Annotated in this window: 12 protein-coding genes; 2 read left to right on the forward strand and 10 right to left on the reverse strand. The window is 68.8% G+C overall.

The window, feature by feature from the left end; translation table 11 throughout:
- Window positions 1–47: 47 nt before the first annotated feature.
- Together ACXC9Q_RS19750 and ACXC9Q_RS19755 are read left to right on the forward strand one after the other, a co-directional pair.
- On the forward strand, window positions 48–827 hold the full coding sequence (locus ACXC9Q_RS19750; protein ID WP_457058058.1) for a DinB family protein: 780 nt from the start codon (window positions 48–50) through the stop codon (window positions 825–827).
- A 119-nt stretch (window positions 828–946) separates the two neighbouring features.
- Entirely contained in the window at window positions 947–1,633 is a 687-nt protein-coding gene (locus ACXC9Q_RS19755) for a GAF and ANTAR domain-containing protein (RefSeq protein ID WP_457058059.1), read from the forward strand.
- A 114-nt stretch (window positions 1,634–1,747) separates the two neighbouring features.
- Here ACXC9Q_RS19755 and ACXC9Q_RS19760 read toward each other — a convergent pair whose 3' ends face one another.
- The 10 genes from ACXC9Q_RS19760 to ACXC9Q_RS19805 form a co-directional block, all read right to left on the reverse strand.
- On the reverse strand, window positions 1,748–3,019 hold the full coding sequence (locus ACXC9Q_RS19760; RefSeq protein WP_457058061.1) for a hypothetical protein: 1,272 nt from the start codon (window positions 3,017–3,019) through the stop codon (window positions 1,748–1,750).
- A 22-nt stretch (window positions 3,020–3,041) separates the two neighbouring features.
- Window positions 3,042–5,075, reverse strand: a complete 2,034-nt coding sequence (locus ACXC9Q_RS19765; protein WP_457058062.1) for a HelD family protein — start codon at window positions 5,073–5,075, stop codon at window positions 3,042–3,044.
- 524 nt (window positions 5,076–5,599) lie between these two features.
- The gene (locus ACXC9Q_RS19770) at window positions 5,600–7,894 is read right to left on the reverse strand and encodes a DUF222 domain-containing protein (RefSeq protein ID WP_457058063.1); all 2,295 of its coding nucleotides are present in this window, start codon (window positions 7,892–7,894) and stop codon (window positions 5,600–5,602) included.
- Window positions 7,895–8,705: 811 nt separating this feature from the next.
- On the reverse strand, window positions 8,706–9,113 hold the full coding sequence (locus ACXC9Q_RS19775; RefSeq protein WP_457058064.1) for a hypothetical protein: 408 nt from the start codon (window positions 9,111–9,113) through the stop codon (window positions 8,706–8,708).
- A complete protein-coding gene (locus ACXC9Q_RS19780; protein WP_457058065.1) occupies window positions 9,110–9,769 on the reverse strand; it encodes a DNA/RNA non-specific endonuclease in 660 nt (219 codons plus the stop codon). Before ACXC9Q_RS19780 ends, ACXC9Q_RS19775 begins: the two co-directional genes overlap by 4 nt.
- Window positions 9,770–9,776: 7 nt before the next feature.
- Complete coding sequence (locus ACXC9Q_RS19785) at window positions 9,777–12,521, reverse strand: bifunctional YncE family protein/alkaline phosphatase family protein (protein ID WP_457058066.1); 2,745 nt, start codon at window positions 12,519–12,521, stop codon at window positions 9,777–9,779.
- A 4-nt stretch (window positions 12,522–12,525) separates the two neighbouring features.
- Window positions 12,526–13,893: an ABC transporter permease gene (locus ACXC9Q_RS19790; protein ID WP_457058067.1), complete on the reverse strand. Its 1,368-nt coding sequence runs from the start codon at window positions 13,891–13,893 to the stop codon at window positions 12,526–12,528.
- A complete protein-coding gene (locus ACXC9Q_RS19795; RefSeq protein WP_457058068.1) occupies window positions 13,890–14,831 on the reverse strand; it encodes an ABC transporter ATP-binding protein in 942 nt (313 codons plus the stop codon). The genes ACXC9Q_RS19790 and ACXC9Q_RS19795 overlap by 4 nt, the downstream gene beginning before the upstream one ends.
- Before the next feature lie 148 nt (window positions 14,832–14,979).
- Window positions 14,980–16,761 carry an ABC transporter ATP-binding protein gene (locus tag ACXC9Q_RS19800; RefSeq protein ID WP_457058069.1) on the reverse strand — a complete coding sequence of 594 codons (1,782 nt, stop codon included), beginning with the start codon at window positions 16,759–16,761 and terminating at the stop codon, window positions 14,980–14,982.
- A complete protein-coding gene (locus ACXC9Q_RS19805) occupies window positions 16,754–18,577 on the reverse strand; it encodes an ABC transporter ATP-binding protein (protein WP_457058070.1) in 1,824 nt (607 codons plus the stop codon). The genes ACXC9Q_RS19800 and ACXC9Q_RS19805 overlap by 8 nt, the downstream gene beginning before the upstream one ends.
- Window positions 18,578–18,629: the final 52 nt, after the last annotated feature.

Raw genomic sequence — 18,629 nt, forward strand, 5'->3', positions numbered from 1 at the left:
CGGCTCGTGGTCCACCGCGTGTCCCGGACAAGTGGTTGACTGTGCCGATGGATGCTCAGTACGGACCGCACCGGTTCTCAGGTGGCGGTGAAGAGACCGATGCCTTTCGTGGTCAGGAGTTCCGCGTCGCGGACCTGCGCGGCGCGCGTTTCACCGACTGCGACCTGTCCGGGATCAAGGTCGTCGACGGGTGCCTGGTGGATGTCGAGATCTCCGGGTACGTCGAGCGGCTCGTCGTCAACGGCATCGACGTGACCGAGTACGTCGACGCCGAGCTCGATCGCCGCCACCCGGAGCGCGTGCAGCTCCGCGAGATCCGGGACGCCGACGGGTTCCGCGCGATGTGGGACACCGTCGAGCGGCTCTGGTCGGAGGCGATCGCCCGCGCCGAACGCCTGCCCGAGCCCGCCCGGCACGAGCGGGTCGACGGCGAGTGGTCGTTCGTCGAGACCCTGCGCCACCTGGTCTTCATCACCGACGCCTGGTTCAGCCGCACCGTCCTCGACCAGGAGCGGCCCTACCACCCGCTCGGCGTCGTCCAGTCCTGGTACGCCGACAAGGACGCCGTTGCCCTCGGCATCGACCTTGACGCGGCGCCGTCGTACGCCGAAGTCTTAAGCCTGTATGCCGATCGGACGGAGCTGGTACGCCGTACCCTCTCCGGCCTCACCGACGCCGACCTCGGCCGGGAGTGCGTGCGCACCCCGGCGCCCGGGTACCCCGAAGAGCCTCGGGCGGTCGCCGAATGCCTCGCGATCCTGATGGACGAGGCCATCGAGCACTACCGCTTCGCGGGCCGCGATCTGGCCGTCCTCGAAGCCCGCTGAGCCCGGCCGACACGAGCCGGCGGGCGGGCTGTCGCGCGGCCGGGTGGTCGCGGTGCATCATGGTGCTAGGTCCGCTCCAAAAGTGGGTGCGCCCTTGTTTGCGACCCCTGGGGGTGGCGGTGTCTTTGGATCAGTCGTCGGCCGAGGCCTTCGGCAAACTCGCTCTTGACCTGCACGACCTCGAGGGGGTCGAGGAGACCGTCGAGGCGGTGGTGCAGTTCGCCCGCCAGGCGGTCCGGTGCAAGCACGCCTCAGTCGTGCTCGTCGCGCACGGACGGCACCTGGAGCTGATGGCGCTCACCGACCCGGAGCTCGCCGGGCTCTACCACCAGCAGATCGAGGCCGGCACCGGACCGCTGCTGACCGCGATCGAACAGAAAGACGTGCTGCTGATCCCCGACACAGCGGCGGAAACCCGATGGTCACCGCGCTGGACCGAGGAGGTCACAAGCGCGGGCATCCGGTCGGCGATGCACCTGCCGCTGATGGTGGCCGGGCATGCGCAGGCAGTGCTCAGCCTCTACAGCGACCAGCCGGACGCGTTCGACACCGACGACCTCGCGATCGCCCACATCCTGGCCCAGCACGCCTCGGTCGCAATCGCCTCAGTACGCCAGGACGTCTCGATGGCTCAGGCGATCGACGCCCGCAGGCTCGTCGGGCAGGCGATGGGGATCCTGATGGAACGCTACGACCTCGACGGCGACCGCGCCTTCGAGGTGCTCAAGCGCTATTCCCAGGACACCAACCGCAAACTCCGCGACGTCGCGCAGGAACTGGTCGATACTCGCAAACTCCCCCGCTGATCGCGAATACTCCAGCTCTCGTCGGGCACCGGACGTGCAGAACGACCCGGGCTCTCGGGGGTTTGAGCCGTTCAGGGCCCCGGTGTTGAAGATCAACAGCACCGGGGCCCATTGTCACGACCTCTGCGGCACCGGAGGCGCGTACGGCACGTCCGGGAGACCGAGGTTCCGCCAGACGAACCGCGGGATGCGGGCCAGGAAGCCGTGCAGGAAGAGCGAACTGTGGGCGATCGCCGGCTGGCTGTGCACGCCCGGTGAGAACCACGCCCAGTCGTCCGCAATCCGGAACGACGCCGGTGGGTTCGCCATCAGGTACTCCATCTGGCGTGGATGGATGACGTCGTACGCGAACTTGGTGTCCTGCGCGGTGACCGCGAACTGGTCGTTGAACGCCTCACTCTCGAAGCTGATCCCGCGGCCGAACCCGCGACGCGCGACCTGGATCCACGGCATCCGGGCCGGCAATTGGAACCCCAGGATCGGTTCACTGTGGTTCTCGACCACGGTCCGGGTCTGACTCCGGCCCTCGCTGTCGGTGTAACTCTCCGTCCGGGTGGTCTTCCACTGGTGCGTGAACGCGACGAACGGCGGCCCGTCACCGTCGCGACCCCGGACCACGTCGCTGGTGCGGTGATCGTGGCCGGACCGCGTCACCGGGGTGAACTGCAGCAGGCTGTCGTCGACGTCGATCCAGTACCACTCCGGGTGCTGGTAGAACGTCAGCCGTTGCGGCCGCTCCGGCTGGATCCAGCCGTCCAAGGGGGCGGCGTCGATCGCTGCCGCGACAGTGGCGAGCTGCTCCAGCCAAGGCCCGAGGCGATCGATGTCCTTGCGCGGCGGGTCGAGCACCACCAGTTGGTCACCATCGACACTCAAGTTCACCCCAGGCTGGCCCGCTGCCATCGCGCTCAGCTGCCCACACAGCTGCGGGGTCAACGCCGCCGCGGCGAACGCCGGGTCCAGCGCACCGATCTGCCAGCCCGGTCCGAGCTGCGCCGGGGACGGTACGCCGGTCGCCAAGACGCCGTACCGCGGCTGCGTCTCACCACCGGTGATCCACAGCTCCGGCAGCCGGCGCGAGAGGCCGACCATCCCGACCCAGCCCGACCAGTGCTCGGAGCTGTACTCGATCACCTGGAACGGCCGGCCCCCGCTGGTCAGCCCGGTGATCTGGTCGTCCGGCCGCCGCCGGAACCCGATCCCGAACGGCGGATTCCCCAGCCTGGCCACCGCATCGAACGTCGGGCTGTTCACGAACGTCCAGCCCCGATCCCGCAACGACCGGATGTACTGCTGCCGGCGTACGAGCGCGACGATCCCCCAAACCACCCCCGCCGCCACCAGCAGCACAACGATCAGCCCGACAATCCCCAGCCCACTGGCCATGCCCACCTCCTTCCGGAGAACGCTATCGGCTGAGGGGGTTCGGAAGCGGCTGGGCGTGGATGATGTGGAGGCGGCTGACGGCTCGGGTCAGGATGACGTAGAGGCGGTGCAGGCCGCGGGGTTCGGCGGCGACGATCTGGGCTGGTTCGGCGACGATGACGGCGTCGAACTCGAGCCCCTTCGCCAGGGTGGCGGGGACGCAGACCAGTCTGGTGGTGTCCATCTCATCCTCGGTCTCACCGAGGAGAGCCGGCTCCAGGCCGGCGGCGGCGAGGGCGTCGCGGAGGTGGGAGATCTGGTCGTCGGCTGCGATCAGCGCCACCGAGCCTTCGCCGCCCAGGGCGGTCTTGCACGCGGCAACGAGCTCGTCGGCGAACGAGTGCTCGTCAGTCTGGACGATGGCCAGCGCATCGGCGACGGTCCGGACGCCGCTCGGGATGCCGAGGGTGGGAGCGATCTGTGGGAGGAGCTTGGCCGCGAAGTCGATGATCTGGGCCGGGACGCGGAAGCCCCGGTCGAGTTCGGCGACCACGGCGTCCGACTTGTCGAGATGACCGAGGACGCGGTCCCACGAACCGGCGGCCCACGCGGTGGTTGCCTGGGCCAAGTCCCCCAGGACCGTCGCCGAGCCGGTGCGGCATCGCCGGCCGAGCGCACGCAACTGCATCGCCGACAGGTCCTGCGCCTCGTCGAGGACGAGATGGCCGAGCGAGCCGGTACGGCGCTCGATCAGGTCCTCGAGTTCGTCGAGCAGCACGGTGTCGGCGAACGACCACTTCGCCGACTTCCACGAACGCGGCGGCTTGGGCCACAGCAACGCCGTACGCTCGTCCTCCGTCAGCAGGTCGCCTGCCACCCGCGCGAGGAAGCCGGCATCGGACAGCAGCCGGTGCAGCACCTGCTCGGGTACGACGCGCGGCCACACCGCGTCGATCAGTTCCTTCACGGGCTTCGAGCGGGCCACCGCGTTCTGCACGCGGTCGTCCGGCGACTCGGCACGTTGCTCCATCCGGACCAGGACGACGTGCGCGATCCGCTGCGCCAGGGCGTTCCGCCCCGGCGCGTACCTGGTCGACTCGCGCAAGTCGGACACGATGTCGACCACCTCGTAGTCGTGCACCCGATAGCGCCGGGATCCCTTGCTGTAAAGGATTCCCTCGGTCGGCGTACCGACGTACGACCACAACGCCCGGTGCAGCACCTCGGCCATCCGGGCGTCACCCTTGACCCGCTCGGCCTCCACTGCGTCAACCGCCGCGGCCGGCCGGCTGATCAGCTCCTCGATGATGATCTGCCGTACGTCGACCTCGCCGAGCGCGGGCAGGACCTTGCGGATGTACGACAGGAACGAGCGGTTCGGCCCGACGATCACGACACCGCCGCGGCTCAGCCGCTCCCGTTCGGTGTAGAGCAGGTACGCCACACGGTGCAGGCCGACGGCCGTCTTCCCGGTGCCGGGCGCACCCTGCACGCAGACGGACGGATGCAGTGCCGCGCGGACCAGGTCGTCCTGCTCCGGCTGGATCGTGGCGACGATGTCGCGCATCGGCCCGGTGCGCGGCCGCTCGATCTCGGCGCGCAGGAACGCGTCGGCCTGATCGGTCACGACCGTCCCGATCAGCGGCTCGTCCTCGAACCCGGTCAACTCCGCGTGATCGGAGAAGCCGTAGCGGCGGCGCATCAGCACCCGCTGCCGGTCGCTGCGGGTCGCCCGGTAGAACGGCACCGAGACCGGCGCCCGCCAGTCGATCACCAGCGGGACGCCGCTGCCGTCGTGCACGTGCCGGCGACCGATGTAGATCTGGTCCAGGTCCTCGATCGTCCCGGCCTCGTAGTCGATGCGGCCGAAGAACAACGGCACGTCGGGGAGATCGAGCAGGGCCTGCGTGCGCATCTTCTTGGCCCGCTCGTTGGCCTCGTTGGTGAAGCGCTCGTCGTTGTCCTCGCCGCCGATCAGCGGGACGTCGCGGGCCTCCACCTCCTGGTACATCCGGGCGAGCGCGGCGCGGGCCGTGGTGAGGAAGGCGCGTTCGGTGTCGAGTTCTGGTTCGGCCATCGGAGAGAGCCTCGAATCGTGGAGAGCTTCGGATGGGGACGATCAGCAGGGTCCCGCCCCGGAGCACAATCATCCGGTTCGATTCGATCCCGAAAAGACAGGTCGAGGACGCTACCAGCGGCCCCGGCAGCCCGCCACCGAATATCCGGCCGATGGACGGAATGCCACGCGCCGGCCGCTCTACGACCGTCAGGTGCTGGCGGGCTTCGGGCGTGACCAGGCCATGACGTCGGTCTGATCGCCGCACGGCTGGGCAGCGGCCCCCGTCCGCCGTTTGCTCGATGCAGATCTGCTTCGACCGGGTCACCGAAATGGGTCAGAGAGCGCAGCCGGGGATTGGTGTCCGAGGGGTTGGAGGCGCCTTCCGACGTACGGTCCGCGACCGCACAGCGACCCTGCGATTCACCTATTGTCCGGGCGCACGCCGAACGTGTCGTCGTCCGAATAGTCAGTGTTGCGGGGAGCGCGCTCGACGTGAGCCCGTCGTGCCGACGCTTGATTCAGAACGCAGCCAAGCCCAGCACTTAGGCCGCCGTCGAAGTGGAAGCGGACGAGGTGGCGGCAGACGCGCCAGTGGTCGCGGCAGTGGTCGCGGCAGTGGTCGCGCCAGTGGTCGCGGCAGTGGCAGTGGGGGGCGCCGCGAGGGCGCCAGGGGGCTTTGTGGAATCGCCCCAGGGCCCTGAGAGGCTGCGCCCGGGTCCCGGCTGATCGTCAGCAGAGTTGTGCTGGTCGGCGTCCAGCGCGAGGTCGCCCCAGGGGTCGAACGTGCCGCCGGAGCGCGTGGCGAGCTCGCCGCGGCGATCAACCGTCGGGGGCGGCTCCACTGGATCGCCCCAGACGTCGAGGCCCGTGGCGGCCGGGGCTTTGCCGGCTGGCTCTTTGGGTACGCCGCAAGGCCGGCCGCCGGAGCCTTCACCCCACGGATCGACGTCGGTGGCGGGTGGGCGCTTGGCGCGGGTGGGTCGTTCGTCGGGGGTGTCGCCCCAGGGATTGAGGCGTGCGGTGTCGTCGGGGGTGATCCAGGGTGGGTCGGTGTCGCGCGGCCAGGCGCGGGTGACTGGCCCGCCCGCGGCTGCGCCGGTCGTGGATGCGCGACCGGTAGCTGCGTCAGTCGTGGATGCGCGACCGGTAGCTGCGTCAGTCGTGGATGCGCGACCGGTAGCTGCGTCAGTCGTGGATGCGCGACCGGTAGCTGCGTCAGTCGTGGATGCGCGACCGGCAGTTGCGTCAGTCGTGGATGCGCGACCGGTAGCTGCGTCAGTCGTGGATGCGCGACCGGCAGTTGCGTCAGTCGTGGATGCGCGACCGGTGGTGGTGCTGATTGTGGGTGTGGCGTGGGGTGTGGTGGTTGGTGGCCGGTATCTGCCGCAAGGGATCGGGTTGGGGGTGGCCCAGGCGGGGCGGGCGACATCGACGATGCCGTTGGTGATCTGGATGGTCCAGTGTCCGGCGTGCAGGTCGCGGTGACACCGTTTGCAGAGGAGCACGAGGTTGGTGATCTTGGTTTCGCCGCCGTCGATCCAGCTGATGACGTGGTGTGCGTCGCAGTACAGGGGTGGGGCGCCGCAGCAGACACAGCCCTTGTCGCGGGTGATGAGGGCTTTGCGGATCGGTCCGGTCGCGAGCCGCACGGTGGTGCCGACGTCGAGGGGTTGGGAGTCCGAGCCGAGCACGATCGGGAGGATGTGGGCGTCGCAGGCCAGCCGCCGGATGGTGGCCGCGGACAGCGCGTCGCCGTAGATCAGGTGGCCGAGTTTGTCGGCGGTGGCGGCCTTGAGGTCGTTGAAGTCGATGGTGACGGTGATGTGCGGCTTCGAGCCGTGCCCAGGGATGAACCCGGGCGGGCGATCCTTACCGGCACCGATGTCGCTGGTGGTCGACGGTGAGCGGGGATCGGTGGGCATGTGCGGCAGCATCACGTCGGGGATTCGCGCGGTGTCGGTGGTTGCGGCGGAGGTGCGCGGGGTGTCGGCGGCAGTGGAAGCGCCGGTGCCATGGTTGCCCGCGGCCACTGCTCCGGCCGTGGTGTTGGTGGTGGCGCCTGTGCCCGCGGTGACGCTTGCGGTGGTGAGGAGGGTGGTGAGGGCGTCGGCTTGGCGTTTGGTCCGGGGGCGGGGGTCGAGGGCGCCGTCGATGGTTTTGTGGGGTTTGGCGTGGGTGTGGATGAGGCTGCGGAACAGCTCGGCGTTCTCGTTGGCCAGGTAGTCGGTGAACGCGACGCCGTTGTCGGCGTTCTTCAGGGTGAGCGACTCACGGTCGTAGGCTTTCTGTTCGGCGGGTTCGGGGCCGTCGGTGTCGAGCCGGTCGCGAACGAGCCGGCCGGCCCGGCGCAGCTCGAGCGGACCGTGCGTGCGGGCCAACTCCACCATCTCCCGCTCGGCGACCTGCAGGTCTTCGGCCCGGACCGTGGTGGGGACCTTGTCCAGCGCGGACACGATCGCCTCGGCCTGCGCCGGGTGCAGGAGCACTCCACTGCCCGCACCGTTCTCGCCGGTGTCGGTGTCTGCCGTGGTGGCGAGGGCGTGGGGGTTGGGGTTGGGGTTGGGGAGGGCGGCAGCGACTGCCGGGAACTTCTCGAGGCTGGTGGCGAGGTGGACGTCGCGGCGGGCTTTGGTGGCATCGATGCGGTAGCGGAAGGTCAGCAGCCGGGCGGTGGTGCCGGCACCGAGCTCTTGGGCGTAGCCGGTGGTTTCGAGGCCGCCGATGAGCTGCAGGACAAAGGTTTCCAGCCGGGCGATCTCGGCGAACGCGGCGTCGAGAGACGACAGCATCTCGCCACCGCTCATCGACCAGACCGGCCGCTCCCCGAGAATCTCCATGCACTGACTCTAGACATTGCCTCCGACAGTTTCCAACTCGAAAGTCCTTATTTTCAAGGGATTCTATTCACAAGAGACTATCCACAGCGGTCCAGCGCTGTGGATAGTCGGCTCTTCTGCTGGATGTGTGGGCGAAGTGAGCGAGGTCGACTGGGCGTGCCAGCCCGACAGGAGGTGTCCGTCCTGGCGTGCTGGTCGGGCGAGGCATTCACGCCTTGCCCCATCCGCCCAGGTCGGGGCCAGGGCGGACACCTCCTGTCCAGCTGGCACACCCTCAGCCACGTCCGCACCCCCACGAGCCACCACCCGCACCCGACCAGCCCGCACCGGCGGGCAAGTGCGGTGACTGGATAGGTTCGTCGTGCCGGCGGTGGGACCGGTGGCGATCCCCGGGACCTGGGACACGAACTGGGTGCCCCGGACAGGCTGTGCGGACAGGCTGTGCGGTGTCCGAGGTCCCCAGTACCTGTCCGAGGTCGCGGCAATCGCGCCGATCAACACTCCGGGCGGCGCAAGCATTTCAGGACTCCGGCGTCTGGGCGTCTGGAGGCTGCCGGGAACCGGGGGCCGCGACTCGACCACGGGCCTACTCAACTCACCGGATCCGGGTCCGCCCACCGACCTCGACACGGCAGGCCGACCACCACCCACACATCGAGCAGAAGAGCCGGACAGTCTCTTGCGTGAGGCGGGCAGCTCGCGTACTGCCCGAATGTCAGAATGATTGCCGCTAGCAACCACCTCGACTGTACGTGACGGCCCGGTCGGATCACTCGCAGGTCAGCGGAATCCCAGCAGGAGGTGGCGCGGGTCAACCGGAGCTGGTCCGCAACCAGTCCGGGATGTACTGGTCGTCCCGCGGGAACTCAGCGAGGTCGGCGGCGTAGATGCCCGCGTCGACAGGGATCGACCAGGCAGGTTCATGGTCGTAGTCGAAGTCGGTCGTGAATCGCCCGTCCGCGGTGACGCCGACGCGCGCGGTCAGCCACGCGCCCTTGCCCGGCTGGTACATCTGTCGCCGCAGGGCCTCGAAGAGGTCCTCGAGCCCGTCGGGCAGCGGGTCGAGCTGCGTCGGCTCACCACCCGGGCCGACCAGGGTCGCATCCAGTTCGGCGTACGGCGCTGTGGCCCGGTAGACCGCGCTCACTTCACGCCATCCTGCGGGCAGCCCGGCGGTCAACGCACGGGCGATCGCGTCGATGGTGCCGATCTCGCTCATTCTCGTCCCCGGGCCGGCGGCGGTTTGGTCTCCTTGAAGATACGCCGTGGGGATCGCCGGCCCTCGTGCCGGTCGACGACGGTCCGGGTCGACGGGCGGCGCGACGTACCGTTCGGGTGCCGGACATCGATGGCGGCGTGCACCTGGATGCCGGCCGCCCGCAGCGCCTGCCAGGTCTCCTCCATCCGGCGCCAGTTGTCGCTGGCCTTCACCGCGCGGTTCTGCGTCCGCGACTGCGCGGTGAGATTGATCGCCTCGCCGGGGCCGTCGAACACTGTCGCGAACAGATGACCACCGTCGTCGGTGCGCTGGCGGTCGGGCTCGCCGGCCTCGCGCTGCGCGTCCAGGTCGCGACGCTCGTCGTTCTGCTCCGACGGCAGCCAGCCGAGCCACCCTTCGGCGTGGGTGACCCGGCCGGCCTTGTCCGTCGCGTACAGGTAGCGGTCGTCGACCACGTAGACCGACGACGGCTCCGGTGCGGACAGGTTGTCGTTCCAGTGATCCGCCCGTCCCGACTTCTCCTTGTGGACGGGCAGTTCGGCGTACCGCTCCGGCACTTGCACCACGTCGCCGGGGCCGTACCCGACCGCCCGGACGTCGACCGGATCGGCAGGTTGCTCGATCCGGCCGGACGCCCGGCGCGATCGGTCCGTCATACCTCGATCAGCCGTCGTTCTCCGCGGACGGGATGACGGCACCCGGCACGTCGGCCGGAGCGACGATCTTGTCCTCGCCCGGGTACGGCGTGGACCAGTCGTGCGCCTGGTACCAGTCGAAGTGGTTCATCTGCGCCGGGTTGGCGAAGTCGGCCTTCGCGTTCGGACCGGTGGTCCGCTGCTGCGACTTCCAGGCCTCCCACTGCGCCGCCATCGCCTGCTGGTCGGCCGGCACGGTCGCCTTCGGCGCGGGGGCGGCGGCCGGGTTCTGCGCCGCGGGAACATCCGCGCCGCAGGTGGGCAGGGTGGCCAGACCCGCGGTCAGCGACGTCCGGTTCGGGACGACGTTGAACGGAGCGAGGTTGGGCTTCTGCGTGAACGCGCCGGCCATCGGGGTGGCCGCGGTGTCCTTCTGGTTCATCGGCTTGATCCCGAGGATCTGCTCGATCGTCCGGATCATCGTGATCTGCGTGTAGTAGTGGCTGTCGACCGCGCCGTGCTGGGCGTACGGGCTGATGATCTGGATCGGGGCCCGGTGGCCGTCGATGTGGTCGAGACCGGCCTGGGAGTCGTCCTCGACGATGAAGATCGCGGAGTCCTTCCAGTACTTGCTGTGCGAGATCTCGTCGACGATCTGGCCGGTGGCCAGGTCGTTGTCCGCGACCTGGGCAGGTCCGCTCGGCGGCCCACCGGTGTGGTCGTTGGACAGCCAGAACATGTTCAGGTTGGCCGGACCATTCTTCTCGAAGTCCTGCTTCCAGATCTGCGTCTTGTAGATGTCCGGGACGCTGGTGTCGAAGAGCGGGAAGCCGGGCACCGACACCGCGTTGAGCGACGGGATCGCCGAGCCGGTCTGGATCGGGTACGCGGTGTTCTGCCCGGTCGCGACCATGTTCTTGGTGTCGCAGTACAGGTTCTGCCAGGTCGCGCCGGCCGGCTTGCTCTCGATCGACTGGAACTCGCCGTAGTCCTTGACGGTCTTGCCGGCTGCCTGGGCGCCGGTCCAGATGAAGCCGCTCTTCTGGTGGCCGAGCGCGTCGTTCTCGGTGTCGTAGCTGCGCAGGTACTCACCGGCCGAGGACTCGGTGTATTCGGGGTTGTCGGCCTGCATCAGCCAGTTGTGACCTTCGGCGGAGTTCGTGCCGATGTCGTAGGTGTTGTCGTACAGGCCGAACTGCTTGGCCATCGCGTGCTGGTTCGGCGTCACGTTCTCGCCGTACTGCGCCAGCGCCGGATCGCCGTTGCCCTCCGGGATGTCGCCGTACACCTGGTCGTAGGTCCGGTTCTCCTTGACGAGCAGGAACACGTGCTTGATCGTCGACGGGTCGCCGAGCTTTGCCGGAACCGGCACCGGGTTGCGGTGGCCCTTGTCCGTGGCGAGCTGGGCCGAGCCCTTGGTCCAGCCGTTCTGCGCGAAGACCGTGGCGGTGCTCTTCTTGATGGCGTGGTCGTCGGGCAACTGGAACTTGGTCAGGCTCGACGTGGTGTCATGCGTGCCGCGACCGGCGGCGGTCGTCGTACGACGGGCGTCGATACCGCGGGTGTTGGACACGACGATGTCCTTGCCGACCGTCGCGATCTCGGCCGGGAAGTAGTCGGTCGGGAGCAGACCGACGTAGCTCACCGGCTCCAGCGGGTTGTTGTACTTGTAGACGGCGACCGCGTTGGCCCGGCCGAGCGACACCAGCAGGTGGCCGTCGTCGGTGAGCGTGACGCCGTCGGGCTCGTAACCCACCGAGGCCTCCGGCCAGGGCTGGGTGGCGATGGTCTGGACCAGCTTGCCGCGCCGGGTGTCGATGACCGACACGCTGTTGCTGGCGGTGTTGGTGACGAAGACCGCGTTGTTCTTGGCGAACAGAGCGGTCGGGTGCAGGCCGACGTCGATGCTCGCGGGCGCGGCGGTCGGCGTCGACAGGTCGATCACGCTGACCGTACCGGTCGTGGTGGCCGCGGTGACCTGGGAGGCCACCACCTGCGTGCCGTACGAGTTGATGGTGGGATCGCCGGGTTTCGCCGGACGACCACCCTCGTTGCTCACGTAGAGCTTGTTGCCGACCATGAGCATGTCGCGCGGCGCGTTGCCGACGGCCCAGCTCTGCTTGATGGTTCCGGTCGCGGTGTCGATCGCGACGACCCGGTTCTGGCCGTTGACCGCGGAGTACACAGTGGAGCCGTCCGCCGAGAACACAGCCTCACCGACCAGCGCGTGCTTCGCGCCGTCGGCCGCGATCGTGACGAACGTCGGGTTGGCGAGCGAGCCGTCCGGGTTCACCGTGAACTTGCGGTAGCCGTCGGTCTGGCCCAGCCACACCTGCGACCCGTCGGGCGAGTACGTCGGGCCTTCCTGGCCGATGTCGTTCCCGGGGATCTTCAGGTCGGCAGCGGCGTTGTTGCCGACGTACTGCTGCACCTTCCAGTTCTTCAGGTCGATGATGGCCAGAGCCATCCCGCCGTCGGTCACGGAGGCGGCCATGTGGCTGCCGTCCGGGCTGACCGCGGACGACATGATCTTGCCCTTCTGGAGGACAAGCCGGTCGCCGAGCGGCTTGATGTACTGGTCGGCGGACACGACCTGGCCCTTGTCGGTGACCTGACCGACCTGGTCGTCACCGAATTGATGCGTCGATGCAACTGCAGTGCCGGCAAGGGCCACGGCGGCGGCGGTCGTACCTGCCGCGACCAGTGGTATCCGGCGGCGAAGAAGGGTAGTGAGACCCTTCTCGTCACGCCTGCGGCGGCGTGTTACCTGCATGGGGTTATCCCTTCGGGGTGGACGGAAGCAGTTCGATGTTGCCGTCGAACTGCCAGAGCGGATTCGGTTCGTCGCCTGCCGGGGTCCGGACCAGGAAGAAGCCGTTGACTTCTTTCGGTCCGTCCCCGTCGGCGACGTACCGTCCGAGTGGGTTGATGTCGAGTTGGTAGATGGCCGAACCGGCCGCTTCGACACCAGGGATGTGCCAGCTCACGACGCAACGCCAGTCGTTGCCGGCACCGACGGCGGCGACCTGGTCGCCGCCCTTGGTGCAGGCGGCCGAGGTCTGGAGCTGTGCCTCGGTGACGTCGGGCCGGTTGAGCTGCTTGGTCTGCAGGCGATAGAGGTGCGCGAACGACGTGGCGACCGACCGCTGCACCTTGTCCTGGTCGATCCCGGAGCCGACCCCGGCCACCGGGGCCAGCACCCCGGCGGTGAGGCCGAACAGTACGACGAGCGGCAGCAGACCGGCGGTGATCGCCAGCCGGCCGGACCCGTCGTGGACCGGGTTGGTGAAGTCACGCCGTACGAACAGGAAGTAGGCCAGGGCGGTCGCGACGACGACCCACACCAGACTGACCGCGATGCCGATCAGCAGTGGTCCGCGTTGTGCCGGGCTGGTGAACAGGCCGTTCCAGCTGATGAAGGCGTAGCCGGGCAGTGCGTAGCGGATCGCGACGGGGACCGGGAGCTGCTGAACGATCTGCATCGCCAGAGCGACCACGGCCGGCAGCAGCAGACCCATCGGCGACCGGCCCATCGCGACGGACCCGAGCAGGCCGATCGCGGCGAGAGCCAGCGTCGGGGCGAGCGCGCAGACCCAGGCGAGCAGGACTCTTCCGGCCGCGTCGCCCGGCGACAGCAGGTGGCCGTCGAGGCCGTTCAGGGATCGGTTGCCGACGACAACGAGCCCACTGATCGTGCTCGAACACACCAGCCCGATCACGAGCACTACGATCGCTGTGAGGCTGGACAGTGCCTTCGACACGAATATCCGTCGCGGCGACCGCACCGCGACCAGGAGATGGCGCCAGGTGCCGAGCCGGTCCTCGGAGGCGAACACGTCACCGGCGATCAGCGAGGTCAGCAGCGGGAGCGCCCAGGATCCCGAGAAGCCGAGGATCACCAGCGGTCCCGCCCACCCGGTCGCATGCATCCAGCGGCCGAACAGGGTGTCGACCGGGAGCGAGGCCTGCTGGCTGATCACCGCGACGAAGAGCGCCGGCGCGAGCCAGCACGCGACGATCAACAGGCGCACGCGCCACTGCGAGAGCAGTTTGACCAACTCGAAGCGGTAGGCGCGCGGGACCGAGACGCTGCGGGCGACGGGAGCCGCAGTCTTCTTGGTGGCTTCGGCGACGGTGGCGGTCATCGGTCCGACTCCTGCTGTTCGGTGAGATCGAGGAACGCTGCTTCGAGTGGCGACACGACCGGTGCGAGCTCGCGCACCGCGACCCCCGAGTGCACGAGCCCTTTGACCAGCTCGTCCAAGGCCGGCACCGAAGCCGACACCACCAGCATTTCGGCGCCTTGCCGTACGCCGCTGTCGTCGACGACCCGGATCCCGGCCGTCTCACCGGCCAGCCGGTGGGCGGCGTCGGCGTCGGAGGTGACGAGCCGGTAGTCGAGCTCCCGGCTCTCGGTGGCCAGCTTCGTCATCGGGCCGGAGAAGACGACTCGTCCGGTGGCCAGGATCGTGACGTCCGAGCACAATGCCTCGACGTCGTCCATGCGGTGACTCGAGAGCACCACGGCGGTCCCGTCGGCGGCGAGCCGGGTCAGGACGCCGTACACGTGCTTCTTGCCGGCGGGGTCGAGGCCGTTGGACGGCTCGTCGAGCACGAGCAAGCGCGGCTTGGTGAGGAGTGCGGCGGCGAGGCCGAGGCGCTGACGCATGCCGAGGGAGAAGCCACGAACCCTGTCGTCGGCGACGTCGGTCAGCCCGACCTGGTCGAGCGCGTCGTCAATGCCCATCGTCGGTGCGTCATCGCCGCGAAGAGCGGCCAGGGCGGCGAGATTCTGCTTCGCCGTCAGCGACGGGTAAAGACCAGGACCGTCGACGAAACCCGCGACGCCCTCGGGGACCGCGAGCGCCCGGCCGACCGGCGTACCAAGGATCTCCAAGCTGCCGCTGTCGGCGACGGCCAGCCCCAGCAGGAGACCGAGCAACGTCGTCTTGCCCGCACCGTTCGGCCCGACCAATCCGTGGAGCTGTCCCTGCGCCACATCCAGATCGATGCCGTCGAGGGCGACCACCTCACCGAAACACTTAGTGATCCCGCGAGCGCGGACTGCGATACGTGAGTCCATGGTTACCTTTCTTCCCAACCTCAAGGAATTTAGGCATCGGATCACGAAGCGCACAGCGTCGCCGAGTTGAACGTTCTACAAACGGCACACGTCCGGCTCCTCCGTCGCTCTCAGCGGGCTCTCAGCGACCTGAGAACGGGCTGAGTTCTCAGCGGTAGGCACGGGCCTGGAGTTCGAAGAGTTCGGCGTACCGGCCGCCGTTGGTGAGGAGGTCTTCGTGGGTGCCGACCTCCTCGATGCGACCGTTGTGCATGACAACGATCAGATCGGCCATCCGGACGGTCGAGAAGCGATGGGAGACCAGCACGGTGATACCTCCCGTCTCGGTGGCTGCGATCCGGGTGGCCGCGGCGTACTGCTCGTAGAGCCGGTGCTCGGCCTCGGGGTCCAGCGCCGCGGTCGGCTCGTCGAGGAGCAGCAGAAGAGGGCGTTCGCGCATGAAGGCCCGGGCGAGAGCGAGCCGCTGCCACTGGCCGCCGGACAGCTCGACGCCGTCGGTGAACTTCTTGCCCAGTTGCGTATCCAGCCCGCGCGGCAGTCCGGCGATCACCGACTCCGCGTCACCTCGTGCGATCGCAGCGCGGACCGCGGCCTCATCGTCCGCCCGCTCGACGTCGCCGATCCCGACGACCAGACCCGCCGTCAGTTCGAACTTCACGAAGTCCTGGAAGCCCGCCGACAGCTGTGACCGCCACGCGTCCGGCGAGATCGTCGCCAGGTCGACGCCGTCGACCAGGATGCGTCCGGTGGTCGGGTCGTACATCCGCGCGAGCAGCTTGACCAGTGTCGTCTTGCCGGCGCCGTTCTCCCCCACCAGCGCGACGGCCGATCCCGCGGGCACGCTGAGATCGATCGCGCTCAGTACGGCGGAATCCGAGCCAGGATAGGAGAATCCGACGTTCCGCAACTCGATGCCCGACCTCAGCCGCGCCGGCGCCGGCGCGATGCTCTGCTGCCACGCGTTCTCCTTCGCGTACTCGCGCAACCAGTCGTATCGGCTGAAGCTCCGGACCACCTCGCCGACCCAGTACACGTTCTGCGCGATGCCGCCGGTCATCTGATCCACCTGCGGCGCCAGCAACAGCACGAGGACGACGTCGCCCGCGGTCTGCAGCCCGTCCCTCGCCCGGGCAATGATCCACACAACGGCCGCGGCGTACGCGAGACCGAAGGCCAGGCGCACGACCCCGTCGACCTTCCCACCCCAGCGCGCCGCCGCGACCCGGCGCTGGAACCGCTCCGTCTGCAGCGCGAAGATCTTGTCCAGCAGGACCCTCCCGAGCCCGAACACGCGCAGCTCCAGCCCTGTCCGCGGGTCCTTCGCCACCTCGATCAGCCGGTCGACCAGGCGCTCCTGCGGCAGCGAGTCCTCCCAGGCCTTCTGCTGCCGCGTGCTGCTCAGGTACGCCGACCAGATCCGCGTCGCACCGAGCAACGGCAGAATCAGCAGCAACGGATTCACCGAGCCGAGCAGCGTGAGCACGGTCGCCGTGTTGGTCACCGTCGCGAACACCCACAACAGCACCTCGGCACCGACGCCCATCCGCCACGCACGCTCGCGGACCAGCTCCAGCCGGTCGGCGACGTCCGGTCGCTCATGATGCGACAAACCTGGAACACCAGTCGTCACGTCCAGCAGGTCGGCGTGGACGCGGCCAGCCATCCGTTCCTGCGCGGTGTCCTGCAACGGCCAGCCCACGACGTCGGCCACGAACGAGACCGCGAGACCGCCGACGATGATGCCGATGCCCAGGGCGATCGTGCTCGACTGGTGCGCCGCGATCCCGTCGACGAGCCGGCTGACGCCGTACGTCTGCAAGGGCGCCGTGATCGCCCGCGCCGCGACGAGCACGGTCGACATCGCCATCAGCCCCGGCGCGGCCCGGAAGGACGTGGCGAGCCACAGCCAGAGGATCCGCAGGCTACGCATCGACGGCCTCGCTCTCCGGGTCTTCCGGCGCCGTCACGTAGCGCTCGGCCTGCAGGCGGAACATGGCGGCGTACGTCCCACCGTGCTCGAGCAGTTGCTCGTGCGTGCCGTCCTCGATGATCCGTCCGTCGGCCAGCACGCAGATCCGGTGCGCGTTGCGGACCACCGAGAACCGGTGCGAGATGATCAAGGACGCCACTCCGGAGGTGAGCTCGAGATACCGCTCGACCAGTTCGGCCTCGGCGCGGACGTCGAGCGCCGCCGCCGGCTCGTCCAGCACGAGCACCCCGGCCCCGGCATGTACGGCGAACAGGGCTCGGGCCAGCGCGATCCGTTGCCACTCGCCGCCGGACAGGTCGACACCGCCGTTGAAGGTCTTGTCGAGCACCGTGTCCCAGCCGGTCGGCAGTCCGCGCACGACCTCGTCGATGCCCGACTCGCGGGCGACCTTGGCAAGGGTGATGTCGTCACCGGCCCGCTCGATCGCGCCGAACACGACGTTGTCCGTCACCGACAACGGGAACCGCAGGAAGTCCTGCACGATCGCGGCGATGCGCCGCTGCCAGGCGGTCAGGTCGAGCTCCGCGAGGTCCACGCCGTCCACCATGATCCGGCCCGTGGTCGGCCGGTACGCGCCACCGAGCAGCTTCACCAGCGTGGACTTGCCGGCGCCGTTGACGCCGACGAGCGCGAGCGCCTCGTGCGCGTGGATGGTGAGGTCGAGGTCGCGCAGCACGTCCACGTCCGAGCCGGGATAACGGAAGCTGACGTTCTCGAAACGGATCTCCCGCGCAGGCATGGTCTCCACACGATGGCTGCTGACCGCGGCCGGCTCCGGGTGGCGGTCGGCGATCGTACCGGGCAGATCCTTCATCGCCCGGTACGCCGACAACCCGCGCCGCACCTGGACGACGCCGTACCCGTTGCTGGACACCCCGATCGCGAGGATCGCCGGCACGGTTGTCGCGACCTGGGTCAGGGGCAGGTCGCCGTCGAGTGCGGCCCGGCCGACCAGGAGGATCGCGATCCCGTTCGCGGCCAGGTGCAGACCGCCGGTCAGGACCGACCACTTCACGTTCTTGCCGCGCCGGTCCCAGACCGCGCGGAAGCCCGCGGTCCACTCCCGGACGTAACGTTGGACCAGCCAATCATGCAGTCCGAAGACGCGGAGCTCCTTGGGCGCATCGCGCATGCCGAGGTCGAACAGGTAGTTCGCCCGCCGCTGCTCCTCGGTGTTGCCCCACCACACGTCGATCTCTCGCTCGATCAGGCGGCCGCCGTACCACTCCAGCAAGGCGGTGACCGCGACGAGCATGCCGGCGACCCACCAGGAGAACATCACGCCGACGATGACCGCGGAACCGACCAGCGTCACGCGGCTGGCCATCAGCCAGGGCAGATTCGCCAGGCCCTGTGCGAGATGGAAACCGCCCTTGCCCTTGGCCCGATCCTGAACGTCCAGCACCTCCGAGTCCTCGAGATGCGTGACCCGGCGCGGACGGAGCAGCGGCTCGGTGATGCCGGTGCCGATCTCCCGGACGAGCGCGGCGTCCATGATCAGCGAGGCCACCCGGTGGATCGCGGGCGTCAGGCTGTCCAGGACGAAGACCGTCAGCAGCGCCCCGAGCAGCCAGCTGAACTCTGTCATCGACATCGCTCCCGGGGCGTCGTCGATCACACCTGGAACAGCCCCGACCACCTGACCGGTGAGCAGCGTGACCCCCATGCCCAGGACAGAGCCGAGGACAGCGAGACCCATCGTCAGAGCGGTGCTCCCAGGTGCCACCCGCAAGGCGTACCGCAGCAGAGTCAGCACCCAACCGACCGTAACGGCGACCACCGACAAAAGCATCCGAGTTTCGGTCAGC

The organism is Kribbella sp. CWNU-51, from assembly GCF_054073265.1.

Excerpts from the sequence above, each read along its gene's own strand:
- ACXC9Q_RS19750 (WP_457058058.1), top strand. The coding sequence starts at position 48 with ATGGATGCTCAGTACGGACCGCACCGGTTCTCAGGTGGCGGTGAAGAG.
- ACXC9Q_RS19760 (WP_457058061.1), bottom strand. The coding sequence starts at position 3,019 with ATGGCCAGTGGGCTGGGGATTGTCGGGCTGATCGTTGTGCTGCTGGTG.
- ACXC9Q_RS19765 (WP_457058062.1), bottom strand. The coding sequence starts at position 5,075 with ATGGCCGAACCAGAACTCGACACCGAACGCGCCTTCCTCACCACGGCC.
- ACXC9Q_RS19770 (WP_457058063.1), bottom strand. The coding sequence starts at position 7,894 with ATGGAGATTCTCGGGGAGCGGCCGGTCTGGTCGATGAGCGGTGGCGAG.
- ACXC9Q_RS19775 (WP_457058064.1), bottom strand. The coding sequence starts at position 9,113 with ATGAGCGAGATCGGCACCATCGACGCGATCGCCCGTGCGTTGACCGCC.
- ACXC9Q_RS19780 (WP_457058065.1), bottom strand. The coding sequence starts at position 9,769 with ATGACGGACCGATCGCGCCGGGCGTCCGGCCGGATCGAGCAACCTGCC.
- ACXC9Q_RS19785 (WP_457058066.1), bottom strand. The coding sequence starts at position 12,521 with ATGCAGGTAACACGCCGCCGCAGGCGTGACGAGAAGGGTCTCACTACC.
- ACXC9Q_RS19790 (WP_457058067.1), bottom strand. The coding sequence starts at position 13,893 with ATGACCGCCACCGTCGCCGAAGCCACCAAGAAGACTGCGGCTCCCGTC.
- ACXC9Q_RS19795 (WP_457058068.1), bottom strand. The coding sequence starts at position 14,831 with ATGGACTCACGTATCGCAGTCCGCGCTCGCGGGATCACTAAGTGTTTC.
- ACXC9Q_RS19800 (WP_457058069.1), bottom strand. The coding sequence starts at position 16,761 with ATGCGTAGCCTGCGGATCCTCTGGCTGTGGCTCGCCACGTCCTTCCGG.